The 4,820-nt window shown below is 65.5% G+C and carries 5 protein-coding genes; all 5 read left to right on the forward strand.

Annotation, left to right across the window (positions count from 1 at the left end; all coding sequences use genetic code 11):
* Window positions 1-1,263: type ISP restriction/modification enzyme (locus GGR47_RS18915; RefSeq protein WP_221204879.1), on the forward strand; the 1,263-nt coding region annotated here is incomplete at its 5' end.
* A gap of 522 nt (window positions 1,264-1,785) precedes the next feature.
* A complete protein-coding gene (locus GGR47_RS18920; protein WP_093068059.1) occupies window positions 1,786-2,172 on the forward strand; it encodes a hypothetical protein in 387 nt (128 codons plus the stop codon).
* On the forward strand, window positions 2,172-2,627 hold the full coding sequence (locus GGR47_RS18925; RefSeq protein ID WP_093068062.1) for a hypothetical protein: 456 nt from the start codon (window positions 2,172-2,174) through the stop codon (window positions 2,625-2,627). Before GGR47_RS18920 ends, GGR47_RS18925 begins: the two co-directional genes overlap by 1 nt.
* A 12-nt stretch (window positions 2,628-2,639) precedes the next feature.
* The gene (locus GGR47_RS18930) at window positions 2,640-4,340 is read left to right on the forward strand and encodes a RecQ family ATP-dependent DNA helicase (RefSeq protein WP_244305305.1); all 1,701 of its coding nucleotides are present in this window, start codon (window positions 2,640-2,642) and stop codon (window positions 4,338-4,340) included.
* A gap of 95 nt (window positions 4,341-4,435) precedes the next feature.
* Complete coding sequence (locus GGR47_RS18935; RefSeq protein ID WP_093068065.1) at window positions 4,436-4,648, forward strand: hypothetical protein; 213 nt, start codon at window positions 4,436-4,438, stop codon at window positions 4,646-4,648.
* The last annotated feature ends 172 nt before the right edge of the window (window positions 4,649-4,820 follow it).

Raw genomic sequence — 4,820 nt, forward strand, 5'->3', positions numbered from 1 at the left:
CGGGACGCGCTTGAGCGCAGGATCGAGCGTTATCTCGACCCGAAGACGACGGACGCCGAGCTCGCGAAGTCGCACCCTGCTCTCGTGAACACGACCGAACGGTACAACGCGGCAACCACGCGCAAAGCGCTGATCGAGCGGAAATATCAACTCGGCCAAATCGTGCGCTATGCCTACCGGCCCTTTGACGTTCGTTGGGCATATTGGGACCCCGACACCAAGCTGATTGACGAGAAACGCCCCGAGTTTTTCGCCAATGCAGAAGTAGGAAACCGATTCCTCACGGCCGGCGTCCGGAACCGCATGGGGGTCTATTACAAGCCCCAGTCCGTCAGCGTTCTCGGCGATCACCACCTTGTCGAGAGCAACGTGTCGATCTTCCCGGCCCGGGTTCGTCAGGACACCCAGAATGTCGAGCCGAACCTCGCCAAGTCGGTGAAGACGATGCTGGCCGAGCGGGATCTCACGAGTGACCAGCTGTTCGACCACGTTCTCGCCACCCTGAATGCGCCGGTCTACGAGGCGCGGTACATCGATGCCCTTCGTGTCGACTGGCCTCGCATCCCGATCCCGGCGTCGAACGAGACGTTCGCGCGCTCTGCGGCGCTGGGGGCAAGACTTGCGGCTCTCCTCGATGTCGAGGTGGCCGTGGATGGTGTCAGCCGCGGGGCGCTGTTGCCGGGACTGTCCTCGATCGGATTGCCCTACGGCTCGTCCTACGAGGTCACCGCGGGCTGGGGTTCGGTACAGCGGAAGGACAGCGGAACGCGACTGATCATGCCCGGCGCGGGCATGGCGACAGAAAGGGAGTGGACCGAGGCGGAACTGGAGGCTCTGCGCCAGATCGCAACCCGGCACGGCCTTTCGTTGGCTGCATTGCTGGACGTCACCGGTGATAGAGCCGTCGACATCGAGATGAACGGGACGGCGGGTTGGCGGGCTGTGCCGTCCAAGGTGTGGAGCTACACTGCGGGCGGCTACCAGGCCCTCAAGAAGTGGCTTTCGTACCGCGAAACGGCGATTATGGGGCGACCGCTTCGTGGTGAAGAGGTGCTTCACTTCGCACAAACGGCGCGTCGGATCACAGAGATCCTCGCTATGGGACCGGCGCTGAATGCGACGCATGACGAAGCGCGAGCGGACGCGATCGTCTGGACCGCGAGGGATGAAACGGGCCAGGTCGTCGTCGATGACAGCGAGGTGGAGCAGGTCGATGGTGAGGAGGAGGCTCTCGTCACTGACGATGCTTCGGAGGCGCCGTGAAGCACGCGCCGCTGGCCGCCCTACCGGTTGCAGCGATGCTGGTCGTGGCGGGTGTGTATGGAGCCGTAGAAAGTCGGCGCTCTGAGGCACCTGTTGCGGAAGCCCAGTCGCGAGCAAGGCAGGCGGCTCAACAGGCGGTGCCGCAGACAATCTTCGTCAAGCCGTGGGACAAGTACATTGAGTGCGGTGTTCAGCAACGCGATTTGCGTGAGTGCCGTCGGGAATACTGGCCGGGGCAGGTCTACCCGGATGAGGCAATCCCGGGCGAGAGGGAGCCCGGTCTAGTCTGGCGATGCGAGAGCGAGCGACGTGACAGGGGATCTCCACCTCAGAAGGTGTGCTACGCCGATGCCAGCGACGCGCGCAAGCGTGCATACCCCTGCCCTCAGACCGTCACCGGTCCCCGCCTCTCGATGGACGAGCCGGTCTGCGCCCCGGCGAAGTCCGTTCGCAATGGTGGGAAAGCCTGACGAGCAGCACTGGATAGTGCTACGCTAGGCTCGGAAACGGGGAGACGGCGGGGTGAAGGTAGCGTTCCTGATCGCGTTGGCGGTGGTGTCGCAGCCCGCTTTGGCGAAGGGGAGATCCGGTGTCACGGGCTTCACCTGCACCGCGAAAAACGGCGAGACCAAGCGGCTCAACGTGGATCTGAAGCGCGGCCGGTACGACCAGGGCGAGGGTAAAAAGCGGCTCGCGCGCGTGACCGACGGCACGATCGTGATCGACGCCCCGAACCCGGACCTGATGCGGACCTCGATGGGTCCGGTGCTGCGGACCGTCTCGCTTGATCGCACGACGCTCGTGCTGACGGACGAGACCCTCATCCCCGATCGCTCCATCAATCGCACCACGAGCTATCAGTGTGCCATGGGGCCGGCTGTCGACTTTACCGCCGGTCGGCGGTTCTAATGGCTGTGGAGCAGGCGCATAGCCCCGATGGCAGCGCTTCGAACGACAGCCACACTCTCACGTGGTCCGTCGACGGCTCAAGGTTCGAGCTGCAGGTTGGCAGCGACGCGGCGCGGCTCTGCCTGCCGGACGGGCAGCTGATCGATCTAACGAACCGGGAGTGGGCGGGTCTCGCCAACGCGATCGGGATGGTCGTGAAGACGCCCAAGCAGGTCACAAAGCCGGTCGCGAGGAAACAGTCCACCCAGGAGAAGGGGATCAACACCGGCGTCCGCTGGACCGAGGGCGACGACGCGGACCTGCTGCAGCGCTGGTCGAACGGGGCCACGCTCTCCGAGCTGATGACCCGCTTCGACCGTAACGAGGGTGGCATCACGTCGCGCTTGGTCAAGCTGAAGGCAGCGCCGACCCGGGAGGACATCCGCGTCGAGAACGAAAGGCGCCGGGAGGGCTGAACCCGCGTGAACGTGATCTCGCCCCCGTTGTCGCCGGCCCGTCCGGTCGGAGACGCGCCCGCCGCGTCGATCTGGGCCGAGACGCGCCGCGTCGTCCATGCGCGCGACTGTTATCGCTGCACCAGCTGCGGCTGCGAAGTCGGCCGCGACGCCGATGTTCACCACCTGTTGCCGCGGTCAATGGGCGGGACGGACGAGCTCGCGAACCTCGTGACGCTCTGCGACGGCTGCCACGCGGCTCATCACCCGATGCTTGCAGGCGGTCTGGCGCGGCGCGTGATCGAGCGCTGGGCTGTCCGCTTGGCGCGTCTCTTCGGCGGCGCACACGAGCTCGATCAGGCAACCGAGTATCTCGGCCCGGGGCTCCGCCTACTAGGCGTTGAGCGGTTCCGGGAGGGCCAGCTGGCGGTCGTGCAGGCCGCCCTGCAGGGCAAGTCGGTCCTGGTCGTTCGTCCAACGGGATCGGGCAAGACGCTCTGCTTCCAGCTGCCGGCGATCCTCCGGGCTGGACCGACCGTGGTGGTCTCACCCCTCAAGGCTCTCATGAGTGAGCAGGTGGCGTCGTTGCTCCGCAAGAAGGTCCCCGCCAGCTTCGTCAACAGCGACCTCTCGATGGAGGAGAAGAAGCTCCGCTACAGCCTGCTTCGCCGCGGTGCGATCAAGCTGCTGCACCTCGCGCCCGAACGGTTTTTCGTTCGGAGCGAAGCGGAGCGCGCGCGTCTTGCCGAGCTTCGTCCTGCCTTCCTAGTGGTGGACGAAGCTCATTGCGTCGACCAGTGGGGAGCGGACTTCCGGCCGGAGTATAGCCGGTTGGGCGATATCCGGCGTCAGCTCGGCAACCCGCCCGTTCTCGCCTTCACGGCGACGGCCGGGCAGGAGATGCAAGCGCGGATCCTCGCCTCGCTCGGCGCTGAAGACGCAGAAGTGTTCGTCAGCGGGGTCGACCGGCCCAACATCACGCTCCTGCGCTGGGCCGTCGCTGAGGACAGCAGGGCAGCGAAGATCGCGCAGCTCCTCGCGTTGCCGTTGCCCGAAGGCGGCAAGGCGATGGTGTTCGTGCCCTCCGCCCGGGTTGGAGAGGATCTGCAGGCCGCGCTTCGTAGCCTGGGCATGAACGTCCCGCTCTACCATTCGCGGCTCGGCCGACCATTCGAGCGCGAGCAGCTGGTCAAGCGCTTCACCAACCAGAGCGAGCCGGCGATCGATCGCATCATCTCGACGTCGGCGTTCGGCATGGGGATCGATGTTCCGAGCCTCAGGCTCGTCATCCACTGGCAGGCTCCCGCATCGGTCGAGGACCTGATGCAGGAGCTCGGCCGCGCCGGACGCGATGGCCTGCAGGCGGTCTCGATCGTCATGCACGACAATGCGTCCGACGGCCGCGACGTGAAGCGGCTCCGGTTCATGGCGGACCTCGCCGGCAAGGACCAGGAGCAACCCGATCCGGCTGCGCGCGAGAGCCGCATGCGGAAGATCGACCAGGTGTCCGCGATGATGCGCGAGGAGAGCTGCTATCGCCGGCAAATGGTCGACTATTTCGGGGGCAAGCAGCGCCAGCGCCGATCGCTCGCGGTGCGGATCCTCGAATGGCTGTTCTCCACCCGATCACGGGTGAAGAGGACGGCGCATTGCTGCGACTTCTGCGATCGAGAGAAGATCGGCTCCGAAGTGGACTATACGGCGATGCTGCTGGGGGCAGGTGCGCGGCGCTGAGCGGCAACTCCTGTTCGTTTTCGACGCAGTTCCCGTTGCGTGTCTTTAGGCCAAGGTTAACGCAGATGCGATAAGCCCGTCATGGAGGCCTGCATATGGACAACGAGACGATCCTCGCTGCAACCGCGCTCGCCCGCGAGGCGCTGGCCCTCCTCGATAGCGTCGGTGCGTCGACGTCAGCCTGCTTTCTCCAGCAGGCGATCGATGTGATGACCGACGCCCCAATCCCGACGACGATCGAAGAGGTCGAGGCCGCATTTGCCACGCCGGAGTGCGCCGCGCTTCTCGAACGGCTTGAGCGGTACTGAGCGAGCGTGTCGATGTCGGACCTGTAGGCGGCGGCGAAACTGACTCGTTTCGGCGGAACGAGACGACTCGGCCCGGCGTGTGTAGGGCGGTGACAAACCCGGCCACGGGAGCGCCGGCATAGGTGCCGGTGCGGCGGAGAGAAATCCTGCCAGTGGTAAGCTGCTCCATTTG

Source organism: Sphingomonas aquatilis, from assembly GCF_014196115.1.
Lineage (GTDB): Bacteria > Pseudomonadota > Alphaproteobacteria > Sphingomonadales > Sphingomonadaceae > Sphingomonas > Sphingomonas aquatilis.

What these genes read in the sequence shown, in the direction of transcription:
- GGR47_RS18925 (WP_093068062.1), top strand. Translation starts at nt 2,172, where the DNA reads ATGGCTGTGGAGCAGGCGCATAGCCCCGATGGCAGCGCTTCGAACGAC.
- GGR47_RS18935 (WP_093068065.1), top strand. Translation starts at nt 4,436, where the DNA reads ATGGACAACGAGACGATCCTCGCTGCAACCGCGCTCGCCCGCGAGGCG.